23 protein-coding genes and 1 tRNA gene are annotated in these 21497 nt (G+C 64.7%); 9 read left to right on the top strand and 15 right to left on the bottom strand.

The window, feature by feature from the left end; translation table 11 throughout:
* Positions 1-38 precede the first annotated feature (38 nt).
* From MSIL_RS05870 to MSIL_RS05855, 4 genes are all read right to left on the bottom strand, one after another.
* Positions 39-500 carry a hypothetical protein gene (locus MSIL_RS05870; RefSeq protein ID WP_012590178.1) on the bottom strand — a complete coding sequence of 154 codons (462 nt, stop codon included), beginning with the start codon at positions 498-500 and terminating at the stop codon, positions 39-41.
* A gap of 3 nt (positions 501-503) precedes the next feature.
* Positions 504-1325: a pyrroline-5-carboxylate reductase gene (proC, locus tag MSIL_RS05865; RefSeq protein ID WP_012590177.1), complete on the bottom strand. Its 822-nt coding sequence runs from the start codon at positions 1323-1325 to the stop codon at positions 504-506.
* Positions 1326-1327: 2 nt separating this feature from the next.
* Positions 1328-1828: a type III secretion system chaperone family protein gene (locus tag MSIL_RS05860; protein WP_012590176.1), complete on the bottom strand. Its 501-nt coding sequence runs from the start codon at positions 1826-1828 to the stop codon at positions 1328-1330.
* Between the two features lie 367 nt (positions 1829-2195).
* Positions 2196-2462 (bottom strand): accessory factor UbiK family protein, encoded by a 267-nt coding sequence (locus MSIL_RS05855; protein ID WP_012590175.1) that lies wholly within the window; start codon positions 2460-2462, stop codon positions 2196-2198.
* A 162-nt stretch (positions 2463-2624) separates the two neighbouring features.
* Between MSIL_RS05855 and lgt the strand changes: the two genes are divergently transcribed.
* Genes lgt through pgeF form a run of 3 tightly spaced genes read left to right on the top strand, consistent with a single transcriptional unit; the run spans position 2625 to position 5324 of the window.
* On the top strand, positions 2625-3443 hold the full coding sequence (lgt, locus tag MSIL_RS05850) for a prolipoprotein diacylglyceryl transferase (protein WP_012590174.1): 819 nt from the start codon (positions 2625-2627) through the stop codon (positions 3441-3443).
* On the top strand, positions 3440-4549 hold the full coding sequence (locus tag MSIL_RS05845; RefSeq protein ID WP_012590173.1) for a class I SAM-dependent methyltransferase: 1110 nt from the start codon (positions 3440-3442) through the stop codon (positions 4547-4549). Before lgt ends, MSIL_RS05845 begins: the two co-directional genes overlap by 4 nt.
* Positions 4539-5324: a peptidoglycan editing factor PgeF gene (gene pgeF / locus MSIL_RS05840; protein ID WP_012590172.1), complete on the top strand. Its 786-nt coding sequence runs from the start codon at positions 4539-4541 to the stop codon at positions 5322-5324. The genes MSIL_RS05845 and pgeF overlap by 11 nt, the downstream gene beginning before the upstream one ends.
* 8 nt (positions 5325-5332) lie before the next feature.
* On the opposite strand, the gene MSIL_RS05835 is transcribed toward pgeF, so the two are convergent.
* Positions 5333-5767: a cupin domain-containing protein gene (locus tag MSIL_RS05835; RefSeq protein ID WP_012590171.1), complete on the bottom strand. Its 435-nt coding sequence runs from the start codon at positions 5765-5767 to the stop codon at positions 5333-5335.
* Between the two features lie 157 nt (positions 5768-5924).
* On the opposite strand from MSIL_RS05835, the gene MSIL_RS05830 reads away from it, so the two are divergent.
* Positions 5925-6953 (top strand): AraC family transcriptional regulator, encoded by a 1029-nt coding sequence (locus MSIL_RS05830; RefSeq protein WP_012590170.1) that lies wholly within the window; start codon positions 5925-5927, stop codon positions 6951-6953.
* A 13-nt stretch (positions 6954-6966) separates the two neighbouring features.
* On the opposite strand, the gene truA is transcribed toward MSIL_RS05830, so the two are convergent.
* From truA to MSIL_RS05805, 5 genes are all read right to left on the bottom strand, one after another.
* The gene (gene truA / locus MSIL_RS05825) at positions 6967-7713 is read right to left on the bottom strand and encodes a tRNA pseudouridine(38-40) synthase TruA (RefSeq protein WP_012590169.1); all 747 of its coding nucleotides are present in this window, start codon (positions 7711-7713) and stop codon (positions 6967-6969) included.
* Entirely contained in the window at positions 7713-8666 is a 954-nt protein-coding gene (gene fmt, locus MSIL_RS05820) for a methionyl-tRNA formyltransferase (RefSeq protein ID WP_041367672.1), read from the bottom strand. Before fmt ends, truA begins: the two co-directional genes overlap by 1 nt.
* Before the next feature lie 67 nt (positions 8667-8733).
* Complete coding sequence (def, locus tag MSIL_RS05815; protein WP_012590167.1) at positions 8734-9324, bottom strand: peptide deformylase; 591 nt, start codon at positions 9322-9324, stop codon at positions 8734-8736.
* An 88-nt stretch (positions 9325-9412) separates the two neighbouring features.
* Positions 9413-10273, bottom strand: a complete 861-nt coding sequence (locus MSIL_RS05810) for a C40 family peptidase (RefSeq protein ID WP_012590166.1) — start codon at positions 10271-10273, stop codon at positions 9413-9415.
* 13 nt (positions 10274-10286) lie between these two features.
* Positions 10287-11762 (bottom strand): leucyl aminopeptidase family protein, encoded by a 1476-nt coding sequence (locus tag MSIL_RS05805; protein ID WP_012590165.1) that lies wholly within the window; start codon positions 11760-11762, stop codon positions 10287-10289.
* Between the two features lie 255 nt (positions 11763-12017).
* Here MSIL_RS05805 and zwf point away from each other — a divergent pair, with 255 nt between their 5' ends.
* The 5 genes from zwf (at position 12018) to MSIL_RS05780 (ending at position 17385) form a co-directional block, all read left to right on the top strand.
* Entirely contained in the window at positions 12018-13490 is a 1473-nt protein-coding gene (gene zwf / locus MSIL_RS05800) for a glucose-6-phosphate dehydrogenase (protein ID WP_012590164.1), read from the top strand.
* Positions 13491-13594: 104 nt separating this feature from the next.
* Positions 13595-15406 carry a phosphogluconate dehydratase gene (gene edd / locus MSIL_RS05795; RefSeq protein ID WP_012590163.1) on the top strand — a complete coding sequence of 604 codons (1812 nt, stop codon included), beginning with the start codon at positions 13595-13597 and terminating at the stop codon, positions 15404-15406.
* A 103-nt stretch (positions 15407-15509) separates the two neighbouring features.
* On the top strand, positions 15510-16154 hold the full coding sequence (gene eda / locus MSIL_RS05790; protein WP_012590162.1) for a bifunctional 4-hydroxy-2-oxoglutarate aldolase/2-dehydro-3-deoxy-phosphogluconate aldolase: 645 nt from the start codon (positions 15510-15512) through the stop codon (positions 16152-16154).
* Between the two features lie 74 nt (positions 16155-16228).
* Complete coding sequence (locus MSIL_RS05785; RefSeq protein WP_012590161.1) at positions 16229-16894, top strand: class II aldolase/adducin family protein; 666 nt, start codon at positions 16229-16231, stop codon at positions 16892-16894.
* Between the two features lie 221 nt (positions 16895-17115).
* On the top strand, positions 17116-17385 hold the full coding sequence (locus MSIL_RS05780) for a hypothetical protein (RefSeq protein WP_012590160.1): 270 nt from the start codon (positions 17116-17118) through the stop codon (positions 17383-17385).
* 54 nt (positions 17386-17439) lie between these two features.
* On the opposite strand, the gene MSIL_RS05775 is transcribed toward MSIL_RS05780, so the two are convergent.
* From MSIL_RS05775 to MSIL_RS05755, 5 genes are all read right to left on the bottom strand, one after another.
* Positions 17440-17513, bottom strand: a tRNA-Gly gene (locus MSIL_RS05775).
* Positions 17514-17585: 72 nt separating this feature from the next.
* Positions 17586-17924 (bottom strand): ArsR/SmtB family transcription factor, encoded by a 339-nt coding sequence (locus MSIL_RS05770; RefSeq protein WP_012590159.1) that lies wholly within the window; start codon positions 17922-17924, stop codon positions 17586-17588.
* Positions 17911-18357: an SRPBCC family protein gene (locus tag MSIL_RS05765; protein WP_012590158.1), complete on the bottom strand. Its 447-nt coding sequence runs from the start codon at positions 18355-18357 to the stop codon at positions 17911-17913. Before MSIL_RS05765 ends, MSIL_RS05770 begins: the two co-directional genes overlap by 14 nt.
* A 79-nt stretch (positions 18358-18436) precedes the next feature.
* A complete protein-coding gene (locus MSIL_RS05760; RefSeq protein ID WP_012590157.1) occupies positions 18437-19312 on the bottom strand; it encodes a 4-(cytidine 5'-diphospho)-2-C-methyl-D-erythritol kinase in 876 nt (291 codons plus the stop codon).
* 138 nt (positions 19313-19450) lie between these two features.
* Positions 19451-21208 carry a tetratricopeptide repeat protein gene (locus MSIL_RS05755; RefSeq protein ID WP_012590156.1) on the bottom strand — a complete coding sequence of 586 codons (1758 nt, stop codon included), beginning with the start codon at positions 21206-21208 and terminating at the stop codon, positions 19451-19453.
* Between the last annotated feature and the right edge of the window lie 289 nt (positions 21209-21497).

Here is a 21497-nt window from a genome sequence, read left to right as displayed (position 1 = left end):
TTTTAGAGCAAGTTCACAAAAATGCTTGAGGTTTCGCTCTATCTCGCGCCGATCGCGTCGTGAACGCTGCTGCAGGGCCGGGTCACCTGCGCCCATTTGCCATTGCGCAGATTGAGCCGGCACCCGCCGTCGCTGGTCGCGACGAGGCTCGATACGAACCCCGGGGCGAGCATCACCGACCCGAACGCATTGGGCAGAAGGACGAAGCCCACATGCTCCAGATGTCGGGTGATCGTCTCGCATTTCTGGAACGCCTTGATCTCCTGTCCGTCGGTGAGGAGCACCGCGCAGCGCGTCGGACTGGCGTCGAGAAACACCTGAATATCCGACAGCCGGGCGTAATTGAAAGCGCCGGGCCTTGCCGCATTCAGCGCCAGAAAAGCGTCGGGCGCTTGCGGTTGGTCTCGCGACTGCTCCTGCGCCCTTGCCCCGGGCGGCGCGACGGCAAGGAAGATGGCGCAACCGGCCGCCAGATCGCGCCGTAGGGCAGGGGCCTGCATGGCCTAGCCTGACAGCGCCTGCGCGCGCCGGCGCGCGGCCTCGGCGGCGCGGCGCGCCAGCGGCTCCAGCCCATCCGCGGCCATCAGCACCTCAAGCGCTGCGGCCGTGGTGCCCCCCGGCGAGGTGACGCTTTCGCGCAATTGCGCCGGCGTTTTATCGGCGCTTTGAAATAGCAATTCGCCCGCCCCTTCGACCGTCGCCCGGGCGAGGCGCGCGGCGACCGGCGGCGAAAGGCCGAGCGCTTCGCCGGCCTTGGCGAGGCATTCGGCGAGATAGAACACATAGGCGGGGCCGGAGCCGGAAATGGCCGTCACGGCGTCGATCAGTCTTTCGTCCTCGACCCATTCGAAGCCGCCCGTCGCGCCGATCAAGGCTTCGGTCGCTTTCTTTTGCGTTTCGGTCAGCCCGGCCCCGGCTTTGAGCCCGGTCATGCCGCGCCCGACCGAAGCCGGTAGATTGGGCATGGCGCGGACAATCGCGCCCGCGCCGGGCAGCCGCTTTTTGACGTCGGCGATGCTCTTGCCCGCCAGAATGGAGATGACCAGCGTTTGAGGGGTCGCGAGCGCCGCGAGCGCGGTCGCCTCGTCGAGCGCCTGCGGCTTGATCGCCAGCACCAGAACTTCAGGCGCCGCCGCAGCGCCATTCAGAGAAAACCCGCGCTCCGCCGCAAGGCTGGCGAGATCCGCGCCGGCGTTGGGATCGATGACGGCGAGAGTCGCCGGGTCGAGCCCTGCGTCGAGCCAGCCGCGCAACATCGCGCCGCCCATCTTGCCCGCGCCCGCCAGGACCAGCGAGGCTGGGAAAGACGCTGCTACCGCCGGCATGGCTAAGCTTCGCCCTGGGTTTCGAACATCACGGTCTCGATCGCCTCGCGGCCGTTCTTGCCGGCCCAGACGACGAATTGGAACGCCTGATAATAGCGCTCGCAGGCCTTGACCGCGCTGGTCAGCACCGTCTGGCATTGATGGCCGTTGAGATCGGCGCCCCCCGACAGCACGATGGCGTGACGGAACATGACGATTCCGTCTTCGGTCCAGAGGTCGAAATGGCCAAGCCAGAGCTGTTCGTTGATGAGGCAGATCAGCGCGATGATCTCGCTGCGCCGCGCCGAAGGCGCCTTGAGGTCGAAGGCGCAGGCGACATGCAGCGACTCAAGATCCTCAAGCCAGGTGAAGGCGACATTGTAATCCGTCCAGCAGCCCGCCACGGTGATGGAAATCTCGTCTTCCTCGTCGCGGTCGAAGGGCCACTGATTATGCGCGGCAAGCCTCTCGATGAGATCCACGGGATGTTCCGAGCGGACGGCTTCGAATTGCGTAAGCGACATAAGGGGCCCTTCAGCACAAGCGGCCGCGGCGTTTCGCCGGGCGCGCAGCAAGGACGAAGGGGCAGCGAATGGGCGCAAAACGCGCCGACTCAAATGCCCTCTCGATCCATGAATCTGAAGGAATCACAACGCGCCCCACCTGCGCAACTGGCGTCGACCCGGTTGTCCCCTGCCTTGCAAGCCCCGGGACAGCGTAGCAGCAGTTTCGCGAAAGCCGCGAAACGCGCATGAACGGCTCGCCCCCAGCGGGCAGAGTCGCATATCGGCGCAATCGGCGCCGCGATCACACTCATGATTTTGTTTTGAAATGAGAGAGGATCATGAAGGCGATTGATTCCGGATGTTTACAGCCGGATGCGGTTTGGCTCTAATCCTCGAGACCGGCCGCCTTGCCTGTGAGCTCCGCCTCAAGCGCCGCGAGCCTGGCGCTCAATCGCTCATTTTCCGCGCGCGCCTTCGCCGCCATCTCCTTGACCGCCTCGAATTCTTCCCGGGTTACGATATTCATTGTGGAAAGAAGGCGCTCGAGCTGAGTCCGCAGCGCTGTCTCAGCTTCACGCCGCATGCCATGGGCGACCTCGCCGGCATCCGCCATCAGCCGCGTCAGATCGTCAAAAACCCTGTTTTCCTTCATTGTTCCGCTCCAATCAGGCTTTGAACTTCATGCGAGGCCGATCGCGATTCACCAAGGCGGCGCACAGCTGACATGGAGCCGAAATGATCTTCGCACAAGACTTCTCGCCGTCTTGACGCCGCAGCGCCCCCGTCGCATCACCCCTAAGATCTTGGAGCTTCGATGCCGTTTGTGATCGCCTATCCGGTCATCGATCCGGTGCTGCTTTCGATCGGCCCGCTGCCGATCCGCTGGTATGCGCTCGCCTATATCGCCGGGCTCGTCATCGGCTGGGCCTATGCGCGCCATCTCGTCGCGCGCGCTTCGTTCTGGGGCGGGCGGGTGCGTCCAGACCTCGGCGTGATCGACGATCTTCTGGTCTATACCGCGCTCGGCGTCATTTTGGGCGGACGGCTCGGCTATGTCGTTTTCTACAATCCCGCTTTCTATCTGTCGCACCCGCTCGACGTCTTCAAGCTCTGGCAGGGCGGCATGTCCTTTCACGGCGGGCTGGTCGGCGCCGGCGTCGGCGTGATGCTGCTGGCGAGGCGTCGCGGCCTGCCGACGTTAGCCCTCGGCGATATCGTCTCGGCGGTTGCGCCGATCGGGCTGTTTCTCGGGCGCATCGCCAATTTCATCAAGCCGGAGCTTTGGGGCCGGCCGACCGATGTTCCCTGGGCGATGGTGTTTCCCGGCGCGGGCGATCTGCCGCGCCATCCGAGCCAGCTTTACGAGGCCGCCGCTGAGGGCGCCCTGCTGTTCCTCCTTCTCTTCGTCGCGGTGCGCCTCGGCGCGCTGAAGCGGTCCGGCCTCGTGACGGGCCTGTTTGCGATCGGCTACGGCTGCGCCCGCATCCTGTGCGAATTTTTCCGCGAGCCCGACCCGCAACTCGGCTTTCTGTTTGGAGGAGCGACCATGGGCATGCTTCTCTCCCTGCCATTGATCGCCGCCGGCCTCGCGCTGGTCGCGTTCGCCTACCGCCGCGAGGCTGTTCCCGCATGAATCCGCTTGAAACGCTCCTGCAAGAGATGATCCTTGAAAGCGGTCCGATCAGCGTCGAGCGCTATATGGCGCTGGCGCTCGGCCATCCGGTTTACGGCTATTACCGGACGCATGTCGCGGTCGGCGCGGAGGGCGATTTCATCACCGCCCCCGAGATCAGCCAGATGTTTGGCGAGTTGATCGGCCTTTGGGCGGTCGAAGTCTGGCGCCTGATGGGCGCGCCGAAGGAGCTGAAGCTGGTTGAGCTCGGGCCCGGGCGTGGGACCCTGATGGCGGATGCGCTGCGGGCCGTGAAGATCGCGCCGGACTTCCGCGACGCCATCTCGGTTCATCTCGTCGAAATCAGCCTGCCTTTGCGCGAAAAGCAGCGCGCGGCGCTGGAGGGGCAGGGGATCAAGATCGTCTGGCATGCGAGCGTCGACGAGGTTCCCCCCGGCCCTGCGATCTTCATCGCCAATGAATTCTTCGACGCCCTGCCTGTGCGCCATTATGTGCATCGGGACGGCGGCTGGCGCGAGCGCCAGATCGGCGTCGACGAGAGCGGGCGCCTCTTCTTCGGCGTCTCCGGCGCGCATGAGAGCGCGATCGCCGCCAAGGGCGAGCCGGACGATATTCTTGAAGTCGGCGCCGGCGCTGCGCGGCTGATGACGCAGCTCGGCGTCCGCGTTGTGACGCAGGGCGGCGCCGTGCTGGCCATCGATTACGGCTACGAGGAGCCCGCGCGCGGCGAGACGCTGCAGGCGATGCGCGCGCATAAATTCGTGGATCCGCTGGAGTCTCCGGGCGAAGCCGATCTCACGGCGCATGTCAATTTTTCGGCGCTGGCGCGCGCGGCGCGCGGCGCCGGCGCGGCCGTCCATGGACCCGTCACGCAGGGGGATTTTCTGGCGCGTCTCGGCATTTTCGAGCGGGCCTCGGCGCTGGAGCGCGCCGCCGCCCCGGCGCAGCGCGCGGCGATCAACAGCGCGCTCGAGCGTCTCGCCGGCGAAGGCCTCGGCTTCGACCGTGCGACGGACATGGCTCGTCTGTTCAAGGTTCTGGCGGTGACGCGGCGCGAATTCGATCCGCCGCCGGGCTTTGCCGAGGGAGCCCCGAATGAGAGTTGAGGCGCCGTCGGAGCCGCAGGCGCTGCAGGCCCGTCTGTTGCGGCGCGAGGGGCTTTCGCACGGATTCTTTACGCGCAACGGGGGCATCTCGGCGGGCGTCTATGCGAGCCTCAACGGCGGCGTCGGATCGAAGGACGCGTCCGAGGCGGTCAAGGAAAATCGGCGGCGCATGGCGAGGCTGCTCGGCGTCGCGCCGGAGCGGCTGCTCGTTCCCTATCAGGTCCATTCGCCGGACGCGCTGATCGTGACCGGCCCGTTTAGCGCGCGTCCGCATTGCGACGGCCTGGCGACGGCGACCCCCGGTCTTGCGCTCGGCGTCACGGGAGCCGATTGCGGCATGATCCTCTTCGCCGACGAGACGGCGCGCGTGATCGGCGCGGCGCATGCGGGGTGGAAAGGCGCGCTGACCGGCGTACTTGAGTCGACGCTCTCGGCGATGGAGCAGCTGGGCGCCTCCCGCGCCGCGACGGTCGCAGCGCTCGGCCCGGCGATTGGCCAGAAAAGCTATGAGGTCGGGCCGGAATTTTTCGAGCGCTTCGTCGCCGTCTCGGACGGCTACGCAGCGTTTTTCGATCCGTCGGCGCGCGAAACGCGCTTCATGTTCGATCTTGCCGGCTTCATCGGCTTTCGGCTGCGCGCGGCCGGCATCGGCGCTTTCGAGGACCTTGCCCGCGACACCTACGCCGAGCCGGAGCATTTCTATTCCTACCGCCGCTCCGTGCATCGTGACGAGCCTGATTATGGCCGCCAGATTTCGGCGATCGCTCTGGCCTGAGCGCCGCGCTAAGTTGATTGCGCTTTGAGCAGGGCCTTGAATTCGGGCAGGCCGAATGTCGCGATTGGCTGTAGGTCGTCGTCGAGAATTTCGTAGATGACGTCCGCGACATTGCGGTTGCTGAAGAAGACGACGACGTCCTGGTCGCCGCCGCCCTCGGTATGTGGCTCGCCGCCGGCGTCGGTGGCGACATAGCTCCCAACGGGGCGTATTTCTTTCAGCTCGCCATTCGGGCGATAGATGCGCAATTCGCCCTGAACGACCAAAGTCCTGTAGTTCGCTTTATGCCTGTGCAAGGCAATCTTCTGATTGGCGGAGAATTTGAAGAGAAGATCAACGCCTTTGTTGATTTCGTCGACTTCATAAATGAAATAGGAAAGATGGTCGAAACCCTCGATGGTATGCCAGCGAATATTGCTTTCGTCGAATTGATAGACTGTCATGACTGTCGCTCCCTTGTAGAGGCTGCGCGCAGGAGCGCGCGCGCCCGTCCCCGAAACTTCGGCGCATGTTTTCGGTGGAAGCGGCAGGTTAGGAGGTCGCCGAACCCAGCATTTGCCATTTCGCGCCACAAGAGGAGATATTTGGCGTGGAGAAGCCATGACGGCCTATGCGCTCACGAGAGTCAGCACGATCGGCCCTGTCGCCGACGAGATTGAGCGCGCCGGCGGCTCTCTTGCGCGAGTTTTTCGTCGCGCCGAGTTGCCCATAAAACTCATCGAAAAACCAAATCAGCTGATCCTGCTGCGAGACCAGTTCAGGCTGATCGAAAACGCCGCGCGCGAGATTGGCGACGAGTCGCTTCCGGCGCGACTTTCAATTCATGCGGGACTTGCCGGACTAGGACCCTACGGGCGTCATTTCATGTCGTTTTCACGTTTGGGCGCGGCCATTTCAGAAGGGGTTGGCGCTTTCGCCGAATTGCTCCAGGCGGCGACGCGGATGCAGCTGGCCGTGAACGGGCGTTGGGCGAAATGGAGCTATTCCATCACGGAGCCGATCGACGTCGGCCGCCAGAAGAACGAATTGCTGGCACTTGGCTATATGATCGATCTTCTCCGTTGCTATGCGGTCAAAGGATGGGCGCCGGATCATCTCGAATTGCCGGGCGCGACGTTGCAGGCGAAGGCCGATGTTGAGGCCATTTTCGGATGCAGTCTGAAATCAGGGCCGGCGGCCGCCGTGATATTTCCGGCCGAACTTCTTCAATTGCCGAATCCGGGTTCGGCGCGGAAAGCGCCAGGCGACGATTTTTTGTTTATTCCGCCGGAGGACGACTTTCTTTCCTGCGTGTCTCACCTGATTCAGTGCGAAGCGCTCGCGGGACGCCCGAGCATCGATCGGATCGCGCGGCGTCTCGGTTTGCCCCGGCGCACGCTGCAGCGCCGGATGGAAGAACGCGGCGCGACTTTCGAATCGATGTTGCGCGCTACGTTGCTGCGGCAAGCCTCTGCTTTTCTGAAGGAGCCCGGCCTCTCCATCACCGATCTTGCGTTTGAACTCGGCTATTCCGATCCGGCGCATTTTACGCGCGCATTCCGAAGCTGGACGGGAATGTCTCCGCGGGAGTGGCGCAGTCGTCTGCAAGAGTCGCATGCTCCGAGACCGGAGGCTTTATCGAACGGATAAGGTTTCGAAACCGTCAGGCCTCTTCGTAATCGACCTGCATCAGATAAAGCCCCTCCGGCGGCGCGACGACGCCGCAACGGCGGCGGTCCTTCGCCGCCAGCGCTTCCGCCATATCCTCGACGCGCCATTTGCCCGAACCGACATGTGCGAGCGAGCCGACCATGGAGCGCACCTGCGAATGCAAAAAGGAGCGCGCGGCGACATGGATCTCGATATTTTCGCCGTCGCGCAGCACGTCGAAGCGCTCCAGCGTGCGCAGCGGGCTTTCCGCCTGACATTCGGAATCGCGAAACGTCGAGAAATCATGGAAGCCGAGCAGCGTCTGCGCCGCCTCATGCATGGCCCCGGCGTCGAGGCTGCGGCGAATGGCCCAGCACCGTCCGGCCTCAAGGGTCAAGGACGCGCGGCGGTTGATGATTTTATAGAGATAATGCCGGCGCACGGCCGAGAAACGCGCGCTGAATTCGTCGTCGACGCGCTCCGCCTTGAGGATCGCGATCGGGTTCGGCCGCAGCCAGGCGTTGGCGGCGTCGCGCAAGACATCGGGCCGCCAGTCGCGGGAAAAATCGACATGGGCGACCTGGCCCCGCGCATGGACGCCGGCGTCCGTCCGCCCGGCGCCGTGGATCGCAACCGACTCGCCGGTAAAACCGCCAAGCGCGGTCTCGATCGCTTCCTGCACGGAAAAGCCGTTGGCCTGTCTTTGCCAGCCGACGAAGGGCGCTCCGTCATATTCGATCAGGAGCTTGAAACGGGGCATCAGGAGGGAATGGCGTTGACCGCCGGCGGAAGAATGACGCCGGCCGCCAGAGAGGCGCCGCGCAAAAATTCGGCCGCGCTCATCGGCGTGCGCCCGGCGCGCTGCGCGTCGAGGATGGCGATGGCGCCCTCGCCACAAGCGATCGTCAACCTATCATCGAGCAGGGTTCCCGGCGCGCCGGCGCCGGGCGCGAGCTTTGCGCGCAAGATCTTGATGCGTTCGGGGCCCTTGCCGAGGTCGGCCTCGAAGAAGGCGCCGGGAAAGGGCGCCAGCGCGCGGATTTTATCATGCACGCGCCTGGCCGGTTCGCTCCAGTCGATGCGCGCCTCGCTTTTCTCAATTTTCGCGGCATAGGTCACGCCGTCGGCGGGTTGCGGGGTGAAGCGGAGGCTGCCGCGCGCAAGCGCCGCCAGCGCCCGCGCCATCAGATCGGCGCCGATGAGCGCCAGCCTGTCATGCACTTCGCCGGCATTTGCCTCCGGGCCGATCTCAATCCGTTCGGCGAGCGCCACCGGGCCGGTATCGAGCCCTTCTTCCATTCCCATCACCATGACGCCGGTTTCCGCGTCTCCGGCCATGATGGCGCGCTGGATCGGCGCCGCGCCGCGCCAACGCGGCAAAAGCGAAGCGTGCAGATTGAGGCATCCGCGCGGAAACAGATCGAGCGCGGCTTTAGGCAGAATCAGCCCATAGGCCACGACGATGGCGGCCTCGGCCTCGAAGCTCGCAAGCGTCGCAATGGCCTCGTCGGATTTGAGGCTCGCCGGCGTCTCGACCTTTAGCCCGAAGCGCATCGCCGCGGCATGAACGGGGGAAAGCGTTGGCTCGAGCCCGCGCCGGCCTCCGGGTTTTGGCGCGCGGCTATAGACGGCGGCGACGTCGTGGCCCTGACCGATGATTTCAGTGAGGACGGGAACGGCGAAATCCGGCGTTCCCATGAAGACGATGCGCAATTGAAAAATCCGGGTTTTGGGCGGGCGGCAGGCGCGGGCCCAGCCGGCGGGCTCGGGGAAGGTCCCCTCAAAGATCGCTGGCGGCGCCGGGTTTTTGGGCGTCCGTGTGCGGGCTGTGCGGGGCGCGCTTTGGCTCCTGCGCGTCGAGCTTCGCCGCCTTCTCGAATTTCTTGATGATGCGCGCCCGCTTCAGCCGGGAAATATGGTCGATGAACAGGACGCCATTCAGATGGTCGATCTCATGCTGCAGGCAGGTGGCGAGAAGACCGTCGGCTTCGATCTCGCGGCGGCGCCCGTCGCGGTCGAGATAGCCGACCCGCACCTTCTCGGGGCGAAAGACTTCTTCATAAAATTCCGGGATCGAGAGACAGCCTTCCTCATAGGAGGACAGTTCTTCCGAGGCCCAGAGGATTTCCGGATTAGCGAGGCAGATCGGATCGGCCTTGGCCGAATCATCGCGGCGCTTGGCGACGTCGAGGACGATCACGCGGCGGTCGACGGCGATCTGCGTTGCGGCGAGGCCGATGCCGGGCGCCTCATACATGGTCTCCAGCATATCGTCCATCAGCGCGCGCACCTCGCTGTCCACGGAGGCGACGGGCCTGGCGACGAGGCGCAGGCGTTTATCGGGCAGGATGATGATCGGGCGCAGCGGCATGATTTGAGAAATAAGGCGGGCGAGTGGGAAAAGCAATTTCGCTGCGATGGCGCGGACAATGCAATGAGCGCAATCAATCTCGACGCAATCAGACCGCCGGGAAAAGCCGCCGGATCGAGCTGATCGGCGGCCCCGCCTTCGCCAATATCCGGTCGCGGGCGTGGCGCAAAGTCTCGCTCGCGACCATCATGTGATGCGCATTGGCGTGCAGCAGCGTCTCAGCGTCGCGCATGATCCCGACATGGCCGCGCCAGAAGACGAGATCGCCGCGCCGAAGCCCTGATAAATCTTCATTGATGGGCAGGGCGTGTCCGAGCGCCTTTTCCTGCAAATCGGTATCGCGCGGCGATTTTACGCCCGCCGCGTCGAGCGCGATCTGCACGAGGCCGGAGCAATCGAGGCCAAGGCTCGACTTGCCGCCCCAAAGATAGGGCGTATGGAGGAGTTTTTCCGCGACGGCAACGAAGTCGCTCTCCTTTTCCTCGATGGGGGAAAGATGGGCGGCGAAGACAAACCCGCCTTCGCCAAGCCGCGCAAAGGAATCGCCCGCTTCGACGACGCCGACCCGCGCGCCAAGGGGCAGGGCGCCGATCGGCGGCAGCTTCATATTGGGCGCGGGATAGATAAAGCTGCGGTTGACCTTGACCCTGTGGCTTGCGGCGTTCCCGGCCGCGCCGATTTCGGCCATCGACAGATAGCCGACGTAGCCGTCGCGTTCGAGCTGCACCCAGCCAAAACCCTCGCGGTCTTCATAGAGAAGCGCCGTCTCGCCATAAAGCGCCTGGGTGTCGATCGAGACATCCGGCGCGGGCTCGGGCCTCAGATCGGCCAGCCCCGTGCGAATGCTGACCCGGACGCCCTCGACAAACTCATCCGCCTCGACCTGTCCGCGCAAATGGGCGGCGGCGAGATCGGGTCGGGCGGGGGTGAGGCGGCGGTCGAACGGCATCAGGCCTGAAGCCTCACGGCGATTTATCCTCGGCGCCGAGCTCTTCTTCCTCGGCCTCGTCGATATGCGCCACGATATGATGGACAGCGCGGGGGCATCCCGCGGGCGGCCCGCCGTAGCGCGCCTCGATGAGATCATACAGCAGCCGCGCCGCCTGGATCTCGCCGCCTTCGGGCCGGCCCGGCTTGCCCCTCGGCGTCCAGCCGTAAAGGTCGAAATGCGCCCAGGCTTTGGCCTTGGCGACGAAGCGGCGCAAAAACAGCGCGGCGGTGATCGAGCCGGCGAACGGGCCGCCGCCGACATTGTTGAGGTCGGCGATCTTGCTGTCGAGCATCTTGTCATAGGCGTCCCAGAGCGGCATGCGCCACACGGGGTCCTGCGCCGCCGTCGCAAAGCGGGCGATCTCGGCCGCGAGCTCTTCGTCCGCCGTATAGAACGGCGGCAGATCGGGGCCGAGCGCCACCCGCGCCGCGCCGGTCAGGGTCGCAAAATCAATCAGAAGATCCGGCGCGTCCTCATCGCCAAGCGCCAGCGCGTCGGCAAGAATCAGCCGCCCCTCGGCGTCGGTGTTGCCGATCTCGACGGTGAGGCCCTTGCGGCTGGCGTAGACGTCGCCTGGCCGAAAGGCGTCGCCGGAGATGGCGTTCTCGACGATCGGCAGGATGACCCGCAGCCGCACATTGAGGCCTCCTTCCATGATCATGGAGGCGAGCGACAGCGCCGTCGCCGCGCCGCCCATGTCCTTCTTCATCATCAGCATGCCGGCCGAGGGCTTGATGTCGAGGCCGCCCGAATCGAAGCAGACGCCCTTGCCGACAAGGGTGAGCTTTGGCGCAGAAGGATCGCCCCAGCAAAAATCGACGAGGCGCGGCGCGTCCGCCGATGCGCGTCCGACGGCGTGGATCAGCGGCAGGCCGGCCGCGAGCAAGGCTTCGCCCCGCGTCACCGCCGCGCTGGCCTGATGCTGCGCCGCGACGCCAAGCGCCGCCGCTTCGAGCGCGGCGGGCCCGAGATCATTGGCCGGCGTGTTGATGAGGTCGCGCCCGAGCGTCACGGCCGCGGCGATCCGCTCGATCCGCGCAGCGTCGACGCCGGCCGGCGCGCAAAGCTGCGGCGCGTCCTTGGCCGACGCGGGCCGGTAGCGCCCGAATTTATAGGCGGTCAGCAACCAGGACAGCGCGGCGAGGCTTGAATCATGCGGCTCATTAGCGAAGCGGTAGAGCCCCGGCGGCAGCGCGCCGGCGAGTTTGCCCGGCAAAAGCAGATCCTTGCCGGCGGCGGTCTCCTCCTCGATGGCGAAGATGACGGCTGCGGCCGCGCCGGTCGCATCCGGCAACAGCTGCGCCGATCCCGGCTTTGGCTCGAAATTCGAGGCTTGCGCAAAAGCCGCCGCAGCCGGGGGCAACGCGCCGCGGATCTGCGGCCAGGTCGAAGCGGCGACGAAAAAGATCGGCAGCGCGGCCTCGGAAGGTTCATGCAGGCGAGACATCAAAAAAACTCCGCAAAGCCGCAAGACCAATGAAATCCGGCGCGCCGGCTGTCTGAGCGTTAGCGTTTCGCATCTTCCTTGCAAAGGAAAAGCTGTTGCCGTCCGGCGCGGCCCGCCGGTAAATCGCACGATCTTTGGGCAATCGCGCGCCCGGCTTGAGCATGATGGCCCGCGAAGCTCAAGGAGGTGGGACCGGATCGTTTCTTGCTAAGTTCTGGTACAAAGGGTCGAAGCGCTGAAAGGAACGGGCGGGCGATGGTTTCTCGCATAGTTAAAGTCGACCCCTTCGATATCGTCGTTTTCGGCGGCACCGGGGATCTTGCCTATCGAAAGCTGTTTCCGGCGCTGTTCCGGCGCTTTCTTGACGGGCAATTTTCGGAGGGCACCCGCATCATCGGCGCCGCGCGCCACGATTACGACACTGCCTCTTTCAAGCCGACCGTCAACAAGGCGTTGCGGCAATTCGCGGCCGAGGCGACGCAAGAATCCGCTGTCGACGCCTTTTTGGCCATGGTCGATTATGTCAGCCTCGACATCGGCACGGACGCCGGCTGGGATGTGCTCGCCGCGAAATTTCCGGACAGCTCCAACTATGTCCGGGCCTTCTATCTCGCGACCGGGCCTGACCGCTTCGGCGCTGTCGCGGCGCAGCTCGCAGCCTATGGGCTGATCACGCCCGGCGCGCGCATCATCGTCGAAAAGCCGATCGGCAAGGACGCCGTCTCCGCGGCGAAAATCAATGACGCGCTGGGCGCCGTCTTCGCCGAGAGCCAGATCTACCGGATCGATCATTATCTCGGCAAGGAGACGGTGCAGAACCTGATGGCGCTGCGTTTCGCCAACGCCCTGTTTGAGCCTTTGTGGAACTCCGCCCATATCGACCATGTCGAGATCACCGTCGCCGAGTCGATCGGCGTCGAGGGCCGCGGCGCCTATTACGAAACCTCCGGCGCGCTCCGGGACATGGTGCAGAACCATTTGCTGCAGCTTCTCTGCCTTGTCGCGATGGAGGCGCCGGCCGGGTTCGAGGCCGATTCGGTGCGCGACGAGAAGCTCAAGGTGCTGAAGGCGCTGGCGCCGATCGACGCCGACAATTACGAGGCCTTCACCGTGCGGGGGCAGTATCGCGCCGGAGCCTCCGCGACGGGCGCCGTCGCCGGCTATCCGGAAGACGTCGGCAATCCGCGCACCGAGGTCGAGACCTTTGTCGCCCTGAAGGTGCATGTGAACAATTGGCGCTGGGCCGGCACGCCATTTTATCTGCGCACCGGCAAGCGACTGCCAAAGCGCGTGTCCGAGCTGATCGTTTCCTTCCGTAACGTGCCGCATTCGATTTTCGCCTCGGACGTCAAGATCCTGCCGACGCGGCTTGTCGTGCGTCTGCAGCCCGACGAAGGAATCAAGCTCTGGCTGATGCTGAAGGAGCCCGGCGCTGGCGGCATGCGCATGCGCCACGTGCCGCTCGACATGAATTTCGCCAAGGCCTTCCAGATCTATGCGCCGGAAGCCTATGAGCGTTTGCTGATGGACGTCATACGCGGCAACGCCACGCTGTTCATGCGGCGTGACGAGGTCGAGGCGGCGTGGCGCTGGATCGATCCGATCCGCGAGGCGTGGAACCAGGCGCAGCTGGAGCCGCGTTTCTACCTTGCTGGCACCTGGGGGCCAGCCTCCGCCACCGCCCTCGTCGAGCGCGACGGACGCAGCTGGTACGAGGAGACGAGCTGAGCCGGGTCGGCTTGGCTCCCGAAAGATTGCAGACGTTCCGGATCGGGATCATGCATTAAGTCTTCGGGATAGACGGCGCCGCGCCGGGAAGATCGAGAGGCTCCATGGTTCAGGACACAATCGCCCGCGTCACGGCCCGGATCGTTGAGCGCAGCCGTCCGACGCGCGAGGCCTATCTCACCCGCATGGAGGCGATGGCCCGCAAGGGGCCGCGCCGCGGCGCGCTCGGCTGCGCCAATCTCGCCCATGGCTTCGCCGCCTGCGGCGTGCATGACAAGGCGGAGCTGCGCGCCGACATTGTGCCCAATCTCGGCATCGTCACCGCCTATAACGACATGCTATCGGCGCATCAGCCCTATGAGGGTTTTCCGGCCATCATCAAGCAAGCCGCGCGCGAGGCGGGCGGCGTCGCGCAGGTCGCCGGCGGCGTGCCGGCCATGTGCGATGGCGTCACGCAAGGGCGCGCCGGCATGGAGATGTCGCTGTTCTCGCGCGACGTCATCGCGCTGTCGGCCTCAATCGCGCTGTCGCATGACATGTTTGACGCCGCGGTATTCCTCGGCATCTGCGACAAGATCGTGCCCGGCCTCGTCATCGCGGCGCAGGCCTACGGCCATCTCCCCGCCGTCTTCATTCCGGCCGGGCCGATGCCGTCGGGCATCTCGAACGACCAGAAATCCAAGGTGCGCCAGCTCTATGCCGAGGGAAAGGTCGACCGCGCCGAACTCTTGGAGGCCGAAGCCGCCTCCTATCATTCGGCGGGCACCTGCACCTTCTACGGCACGGCGAATTCGAACCAGATGCTGATGGAGGCGATGGGCCTGCATCTGCCGGGCGCCTCTTTCGTCAATCCGAATACGCCGCTGCGCGACGCGCTCACAGCCGCCGCCGCCAAGCGCGCGCTCGCCATTACGGCGCTTGGCAATGAATATACGCCAGCATCGCAAATCCTCGACGAGCGCGCCTTCGTCAATGGCGTCGTGGCGCTGCATGCGACGGGCGGCTCGACCAATCATGTGATCCATCTGGTCGCCATGGCGCGGGCGGGCGGAATCATCTTGACGCTGGAGGATTTCGGCGACCTGTCCAAAGTCGTTCCGCTGCTGACGCGGATCTATCCGAACGGTTCGGCCGACGTGAATCACTTCTCGGCGGCGGGCGGCACCGGCTATCTGATCGGCGAGCTTTTGAAGGCGGGATTGCTCAATCCGGACGCCAAAACCGTGACGGGAGCGCCGGTCGCCGACTACGCCAAGGAGCCCTATCTCGACAATGGCGAATTAAAATTCCGCGACTCGCCCTCGGCCAGCCTCGATCCGGCTGTGCTCCGTCCGTTCGAGCAGCCCTTCTCCGCCGACGGCGGCCTCAAGGTGTTGTCCGGCAATCTCGGTAGCGCCGTCATCAAGATCAGCGCGGTCGCGCCCGAGCGCCATCTGGTGCGCGCGCCGGCGCTGATTTTCCATGCGCAAGAGGAGGTCGAGGCGGCGTTCAAGGCGGGCGAGCTCAATCGCGATTTCATCGCCGTGGTGCGCTTCCAGGGGGTCAAGGCGATCGGAATGCCGGAATTGCACAAGCTGACGCCGATCCTTGCCTCGGTGATGGCGCATGGGCATCAGGTCGCGCTGGTGACGGACGGGCGGATGTCGGGCGCATCGGGCAAAGTGCCGGCGGCGATCCATGTTTCGCCGGAAGCGCAGGCCGGCGGCCCGATCGGCAAGGTCCGCGAGGGCGATATGATCACCCTCGACGCCGCCGCCGGAACGCTCATGGTCGAAATTTCGCCGGAAGAGTTCGAGCGCCGCGAACTCGCGACCTGCGATCTGGAATCCTACCATCATGGTTATGGCCGCGAGCTGTTCCACACCTTCCGCATGGTTGCGAGCGGCCCGGAATTGGGGGCGAGCAGCATCAGCTGACGCTTGTCTGGCGCGGTTTTTCTCCCGCGCCGAAAATTTTTGACATGGCCGCGCGGCGGCTTGTCTCCGCCCGCCAACTTGCATTCTGAAGGACCTCCCGCCCATGGCATATCAACACACCGACGCGACGCTTGCCTTGATGAAGCGCTCGCCGGTGATTCCGGTCATGCAGGTGATCGATGCTGCTGACGCGCTGGCGCAGACCGAGGCGCTGCTCGCCGGCGGCCTCAGCGTGCTCGAAATCACGCTGCGGACCCCCGCCGCGCTCAAATCGATCGAGATGCTGTCGCGCGCCTTTCCGGAGGCCGCGATCGGCGCCGGAACGGTCACCAACGCCGATCAGATGGAAGCCGCCATCGACGCCGGCGCGTCCTTTCTCGTCAGTCCCGGCATGACGCGCAAGCTGCTACGGTCGGCGCGCAAATCCCCGGTGCCGTTTCTTCCCGGCATCGCCACGGCGACCGAAGCGATGACGCTCTATGAGCGCGGCTTCCGCTGCATGAAATTCTTTCCGGCCGAGCCCGCCGGCGGCGCGAAATATCTCTCGTCGCTGAGCGGTCCTTTGCCCGACCTCGTCTTCTGCCCGACCGGCGGCATCGATATCGTCAAGGCCAAGGCCTATCTCGAACTCAAGAATGTCGCCTGCGTCGGCGGCTCCTGGATGGTCGCGCCCGCGCTGATCAAGGCGGGCGACTATGCCGCCATCGAAAAGCTCGCCAGGGAAGCCGCAGAGCTGCGGGCGGCCTGATCCGAGGTGGGGCGGCGGCTTGCTTGCCTAGGCGCGGGTGGGCATGAATCGCGCAGACCAACCAGGGGCGTAAGTTGGAAAAGCGCGGAGAATTTGCGGTCCGGCAATCGATCATCGACGGCTGCCTCGCCCTGGCGCGGCTCGGCGTCAATCAGGGGACGGCGGGCAATATTTCGGTCCGCTGGAACGGCGGACTGCTGATCACGCCCTCCGGTCTGCCTTATGACGAAATGGGCGCCGACGACATCGTCTTCATGGCGATGGACGGGTCTTTCCGTCATCCGCTCGCGCCTTCGTCCGAGTGGCGGTTTCACCGCGATATTTTGGCCCGCCGACCCGAAGTCGGCGCGGTGGTCCACGCCCATCCGATCTTCTGCACGGCTTTCGCCATGTGCCGGATGGAGATTCCCGCCGCTCATTACATGATCGCCGCGGCGGGCGGCCCAACCATCCGCTGCGCCCGCTATGAGAGCTATGGCACGCCGGAACTGTCCGAGGCGGCGCTCGAGGCGCTCGAGGGCCGCGCCTGCACGCTTCTCGCCAATCACGGAATGATCGCGACGGGGCCGGATCTGGCTGAAGCTTTATGGCTCGCTGTGGAAACGGAAACGCTCGCCCGGCAATATGCCGCAGCGTTGCAAATCGGCGCGCCTGTGATTCTCGACGATGCGGAGATCGCTAAGACGGTCGAGAAATTCAAGGATTACGGCCTGCGCGGGCGAAACAGGCGGGACGGCTAAGCGCCGCCTCCTTCGCAGCGCTGAAAACGAGCCAGAAGTTTCCCCTGAGACAATTTGGTGCGTTGCGGAAGAAATTGTTGCGCCGCAAGCTACGCATAAGCTCAGGCGCGCAAGCTGATCGGACTGCCGCGTCAGAGCGCTCTCAAGAGAGGCCGGCGGGCAGGGCGCCGTCTCGCTGCAAGGCGGCAAGCGTCGCGGCCGCCGCGGAAGGAGGCTTTGTTATGATCCGATCCAGACTGGAGAAAGCGGGACGGCTTTCGCGTTTTTCACTGGCGGCGCTGTTGTCTCTGACCTTTACGGTCACCGGTGCGATGGCGGGCGACACGATCATGCTGGAGCGAATCGGCGCCGTCCGTTTCATTGCAAAGGCGGAGGGATATGCAGTCGATCCTGCGCAGCGCGTGGAAATTTTTCGGCTGCAGGGGCGTCGCGTCGCAGCCGAGCAGGCTTCGCTGATGACTCGGCCCGACGCGGCGCCGGCTCAACACTAGGCGCAGCAGCATAGTGCGGATTTCGCCCGGCCCGCGGCGGGTCGAAAAAGGGCGTGGAGCGGGCGAAGGGAATCGAACCCTCGTATGAAGCTTGGGAAGCTTCCGTTCTACCATTGAACTACGCCCGCGCGCCGAAAAGCTTTAATCGGTTGGCTGGCGCAATTCAATGGCGTCGGCGCCAACTCGCGGCCCCCGTCCGCTCATCGCTCGACAAAGGAGCGAAGGCGCGAGAGGGCTGCGTCCCATTGCTCCGAAACATGATCGAGATAGGAGCGCGCCTCGGCGATCTTTTGCGGCCGGAAAGCAAAGTGGCTTTCGCGGCCGACCTTGATGCTGCTGACGAGCCCAGCGTTCTCCAGCACACGAAGATGCTTGGCGATGGCCTGCCGCGTCAGTTCGGTGTCTGCCGACAGCTTGACGATCGACTGGCTTTGCCCGTCGCTGAGCTTCGCAAGCAGGGAGAGGCGCGTGCCGTCTCCAAGGGCGGCGAAGATCGGCGCAGGGTCCGCCGGGCTCGTCGGAGCGCTATCGTTCGACATGGGTCTTGATATTCTCCAATTGCTGGATCCAGCCCGGTTCATGGGTCCGCAGCGCCTCGGAGCGCCGATGCGGCGGCAGTTTTTCGAAGCCTGATTCGACAACCCGCAGTCGCGTCCCCGCCGGAATGGGTTCGAGCCAGAACTCGACCAGCGTCGGCGTTTCTTGAGAATAATCCATCTTGGGATCAATGGCATAGGGATGCCACGTGTAGGAGAAGAAGCGCGGCGCCTCCATCTTCAGAACCTTGACCTCGAAGCTGGCGTGCTCATACCCCGGACAGGCGTTCTGGCCGCGAATGGTTTCGCCCGGCTGGAACGGGCTGTCGATCTTTGCCTTGAACCATTCGCTGAATTCGCGATGGTCCGTCAGCGCGCGCCAGACGCGTTCGATTGGCGCCTTGAGTTCGATGTGTTTTTCGATTCTGTCGATCATTGGCAACCTCCTGGTTGCCTTATCATTGACAGAGCGCGGTTAAATAGGCAACTAAAAAGTTGCGTATTGGATCGCCGCGTCAGTTCAAGACGCAGCTTTTGACCCACCAGCGCGGATGAGCGCGCAAAATTGCCTTGCGCGCCCGGGCGGCGGATTTGCAATCCTTGAACAAAGCGAAGCAGGTTGCGCCCGAGCCTGACATACGCGCGAGTTTTGCGCCGGGCGCTGAGCCGAGAATCGAGAGCACGTCGCCGATGATCGGCGCAAGCCGGCAGGCCGCCGGCTCCATGTCGTTGCGGCCTTTGGCGAGAGCCGCGATCAGCTCTTCCGGCCCCATGCCCGAGGCAAGCTTGGGATGGCCGCCGAAATCGGTGCGGGCGCCGGGCGCGATATCCATTCGCTCGAACACGCGCCGCGTCTCCAGCGGCTCATTCGGATTGACGATGAGCGCGACGAGCGGCGGCAGCTTGAGGACCGGGCCAAGCTCGTCGCCAAAGCCGCGCATGATGCGCCCCCGAGCGGCCAGGCAAACCGGAACGTCGGCTCCCGTTTTGCGCGCGGCGGCGATCAGCCTTTCGTCGTCGGGCGGAACGCCATTGGCGCGGGCCAGCAGCCGCAGCGCTGCGGCGGCGTCGGATGAGCCGCCGCCGATCCCGGCCGCGACCGGCAGACGCTTCACCAGATGAAAAGCGCCAAGATGGGCGTCGGGGATCGCCGCAGCGAAATGACGTGCGGCGCGCAGCACGAGATTGTCGGCGACCTCGCCTGCCGCCGGCGCCGTCGGCCCTTCGATCGTCAGCGACAAAGGCTCGCCTTCGATCAGCGAGAGCTGGTCGCCCGTGCGGGAAAAGACGACAAGGCTCTCAAGCTCATGCCATCCGTCGGCGCGGCGGCCAAGGATATGCAAAGTGAGATTGATCTTGGCCGGCGCGCGTTCAATGAGGGGAAGAGGCAAGGGGTTTCGCGGGTCGAAGGGGTGGTTTGTCGATGCGCCAGGAGGTTTGCGCGAACGCGCCAAAAAGCGCGGCTTCGTAAGGGGAGGCGGCCGTTCGATCGACGAAAGAGCCGCCTTCCCGCGAGCGGAGCCGAGCGGCTAGCCGCCGTTTTCCTTGGACGCCGCCTGGTCCTTGGGGTCGGCATCGGCGGCGGCGGGCTTCGGATCGTCGCTGAGGCCGTGCTCGATCTTCTTCAAGATCCTGTCCTTGTCGTCCGGCTCCGGTCCGAGATCGCGCGCGTGATTCCACTGGAAATGCGCTTCGAGTTTGCGCCCGACTTTCCAATAGGCGTCGCCAAGATGATCGTTGACCACCGGATCGGCGGGCTTCAGGTCGATGGCGCGCTCAAGCTCCTTGACGGCGTCGTCGTAGCGGCCGAGCTTGTAATTCGCCCAGCCGAGACTGTCGACGATATAGCCGTCGGTCGGATGCAGATCGACCGCCTTGTGCAGCATGGCGAAGGCCTCGTCGAGATTGAGGCCCTGGTCGACCCAGCTGTAGCCGAGATAGTTGAGGATCAGCGGCTGGTCGGGGGCGAGCGCCAGCGCCTGTTTGAAATCGGCCTCGGCAAGCGGCCATTGCTTGTTGCGCTCATAGGAAATGCCGCGGAAATAATAGAGCGCCCAGCCGGCCTTGCCCGTCTTGTTGACCTCGTCGATCGCCTTCGTGTAGGTCGCGATGGCGTCGGCATATTGCTTATGCGTGCGCTGCAGATTGCCAAGCGCGGCCAGCGCCTCGCCATTGCTCGGATGCTCGCTGACGATGCGCTTCAAAAAGGCCGATGAATCCTCGGAACGGCCCAGCGTTTCGAGGATGAGGCCGGTCTGGATGTCGGCGGTGATTCGCTGCGGGTCCTTTTCGGGAACAAGCGCATAGACGTCGATCGCCTGCTCATTCTGCTTGATGCGCTCATAGAGGTCGGCGAGCGTGATGATGGCGAGGCTGTTTTGCGGCGCAAGATAGAGCGACAGCCGCAGATAGATCATGGCCGCGAGCTCGTCGCCCTGGCGTCCGCCCGCGGCGCCAAGCCCGTAGAGCACTTCGGCGGCGCCCTGTTCGGGCGTCTTGACGACAAGGTCGAGCGGCTTGCCGGCCTTGAGATCGGCCAGTGCGGCGAGAATGCTCGGATGGCTCGGCAGGATCTGGTCGAAATCGACATAGACGGTTATCGCCTGCGCGATATCGCCCCGCCGCGCCAGGAAGCGGGCGTAGGCGTCGGCGAGGCGCAGCGTGTTCTTGTCGGCCTGATAGGCGGCCTTCAGCCGGCGCGCGGCCTCTGGCGTATTGCCCGCAACGCTGGCGATAAGACCTGCGTGATAATCCCGGAACACGCCGAAATTCTCGTCGCGCAGACGGTCGGCGAACTCCAGCGCCTTTTTCTGATTGCCTTCGCCGAGATAGGCCCAGGCGGTCAGGAGAGTCGCGGTAATGTCGCGCTGCTGGCCCGGGCCGCCGCGCATGAAATGGGCGCGGGCGGCGGCGAATTGCCCTTTCTTGATCGCCTGCACGCCAAGGACGAGATGGGCGAGCGTGTTGTCCGGCTCGCGCGCGACGAGCCGCTCGGCGAGGCTGATCGCTTCCGGCATATTGCCGTTTGACACGGCCGCGACGAAGGCGCGCTCGATCAGCTTCGGGTTGTTCGGATCAAAACGCAGCGCCTCGCGAAAAAAGGTCGCCGCCGCTACCGTGTCGCGTTCGGCGCCCGCGACCAGCGCCGCGAGGTAATTGCCGGCAGGACTCTCGCCGACCTCGAAAGGCGTCGCAATCGCAAAATTATCCCGCGTTCGCGCTTGCGCCGAGACGAAGGTCGCGGGCGTCAGCGCAATCAGGACTGCGGCAAGCGCGAGCCGCGGCAAGCTCCGGCCGCGTCTTGGCAGAATAAGGCGATCCGTCAGGCCTTTCGCGCGCTCAGCGAGACCGGCGGCCGAAGAATTCGCGCCTTTTGTCTCGATCTTATCCTGGCGCGCAGAATGGGAATGGCGCGCGGAGTTGGCTTGAAGCGACATGCGTTGCTGTTCCGTGCCTGAGGCTCGTCTAGAAGGGATGGGCGGCAATTTTCTGGCGCCGAACATGGCCGTTTTGCGTCGGCGAGGCAAGCGCCGGCGACGCTGTAAGCGAGGCGCATTCTTGCGACCGGCTCATCGG

It is taken from the genome of Methylocella silvestris BL2, from assembly GCF_000021745.1.
In the GTDB taxonomy this organism is placed as follows: Bacteria; Pseudomonadota; Alphaproteobacteria; order Rhizobiales; family Beijerinckiaceae; genus Methylocapsa; species Methylocapsa silvestris.
Note: the sequence above shows the minus strand (reverse complement) of the source record. Positions and strands in the feature narration are given on the sequence as shown.

What these genes read in the sequence shown, in the direction of transcription:
- proC (WP_012590177.1), bottom strand. Translation starts at nt 1,325, where the DNA reads ATGCCGGCGGTAGCAGCGTCTTTCCCAGCCTCGCTGGTCCTGGCGGGC.
- pgeF (WP_012590172.1), top strand. Translation starts at nt 4,539, where the DNA reads ATGAGAGTTGAGGCGCCGTCGGAGCCGCAGGCGCTGCAGGCCCGTCTG.
- def (WP_012590167.1), bottom strand. Translation starts at nt 9,324, where the DNA reads ATGCCGCTGCGCCCGATCATCATCCTGCCCGATAAACGCCTGCGCCTC.
- MSIL_RS05810 (WP_012590166.1), bottom strand. Translation starts at nt 10,273, where the DNA reads ATGCCGTTCGACCGCCGCCTCACCCCCGCCCGACCCGATCTCGCCGCC.
- MSIL_RS05860 (WP_012590176.1), bottom strand. Translation starts at nt 1,828, where the DNA reads ATGTCGCTTACGCAATTCGAAGCCGTCCGCTCGGAACATCCCGTGGAT.
- edd (WP_012590163.1), top strand. Translation starts at nt 13,595, where the DNA reads ATGGTTCAGGACACAATCGCCCGCGTCACGGCCCGGATCGTTGAGCGC.
- MSIL_RS05870 (WP_012590178.1), bottom strand. Translation starts at nt 500, where the DNA reads ATGCAGGCCCCTGCCCTACGGCGCGATCTGGCGGCCGGTTGCGCCATC.
- zwf (WP_012590164.1), top strand. Translation starts at nt 12,018, where the DNA reads ATGGTTTCTCGCATAGTTAAAGTCGACCCCTTCGATATCGTCGTTTTC.
- MSIL_RS05855 (WP_012590175.1), bottom strand. Translation starts at nt 2,462, where the DNA reads ATGAAGGAAAACAGGGTTTTTGACGATCTGACGCGGCTGATGGCGGAT.
- MSIL_RS05780 (WP_012590160.1), top strand. Translation starts at nt 17,116, where the DNA reads ATGATCCGATCCAGACTGGAGAAAGCGGGACGGCTTTCGCGTTTTTCA.
- MSIL_RS05830 (WP_012590170.1), top strand. Translation starts at nt 5,925, where the DNA reads ATGACGGCCTATGCGCTCACGAGAGTCAGCACGATCGGCCCTGTCGCC.
- MSIL_RS05805 (WP_012590165.1), bottom strand. Translation starts at nt 11,762, where the DNA reads ATGTCTCGCCTGCATGAACCTTCCGAGGCCGCGCTGCCGATCTTTTTC.
- MSIL_RS05765 (WP_012590158.1), bottom strand. Translation starts at nt 18,357, where the DNA reads ATGATCGACAGAATCGAAAAACACATCGAACTCAAGGCGCCAATCGAA.
- eda (WP_012590162.1), top strand. Translation starts at nt 15,510, where the DNA reads ATGGCATATCAACACACCGACGCGACGCTTGCCTTGATGAAGCGCTCG.
- truA (WP_012590169.1), bottom strand. Translation starts at nt 7,713, where the DNA reads ATGCCCCGTTTCAAGCTCCTGATCGAATATGACGGAGCGCCCTTCGTC.
- MSIL_RS05845 (WP_012590173.1), top strand. Translation starts at nt 3,440, where the DNA reads ATGAATCCGCTTGAAACGCTCCTGCAAGAGATGATCCTTGAAAGCGGT.
- MSIL_RS05770 (WP_012590159.1), bottom strand. Translation starts at nt 17,924, where the DNA reads ATGTCGAACGATAGCGCTCCGACGAGCCCGGCGGACCCTGCGCCGATC.
- MSIL_RS05835 (WP_012590171.1), bottom strand. Translation starts at nt 5,767, where the DNA reads ATGACAGTCTATCAATTCGACGAAAGCAATATTCGCTGGCATACCATC.
- lgt (WP_012590174.1), top strand. Translation starts at nt 2,625, where the DNA reads ATGCCGTTTGTGATCGCCTATCCGGTCATCGATCCGGTGCTGCTTTCG.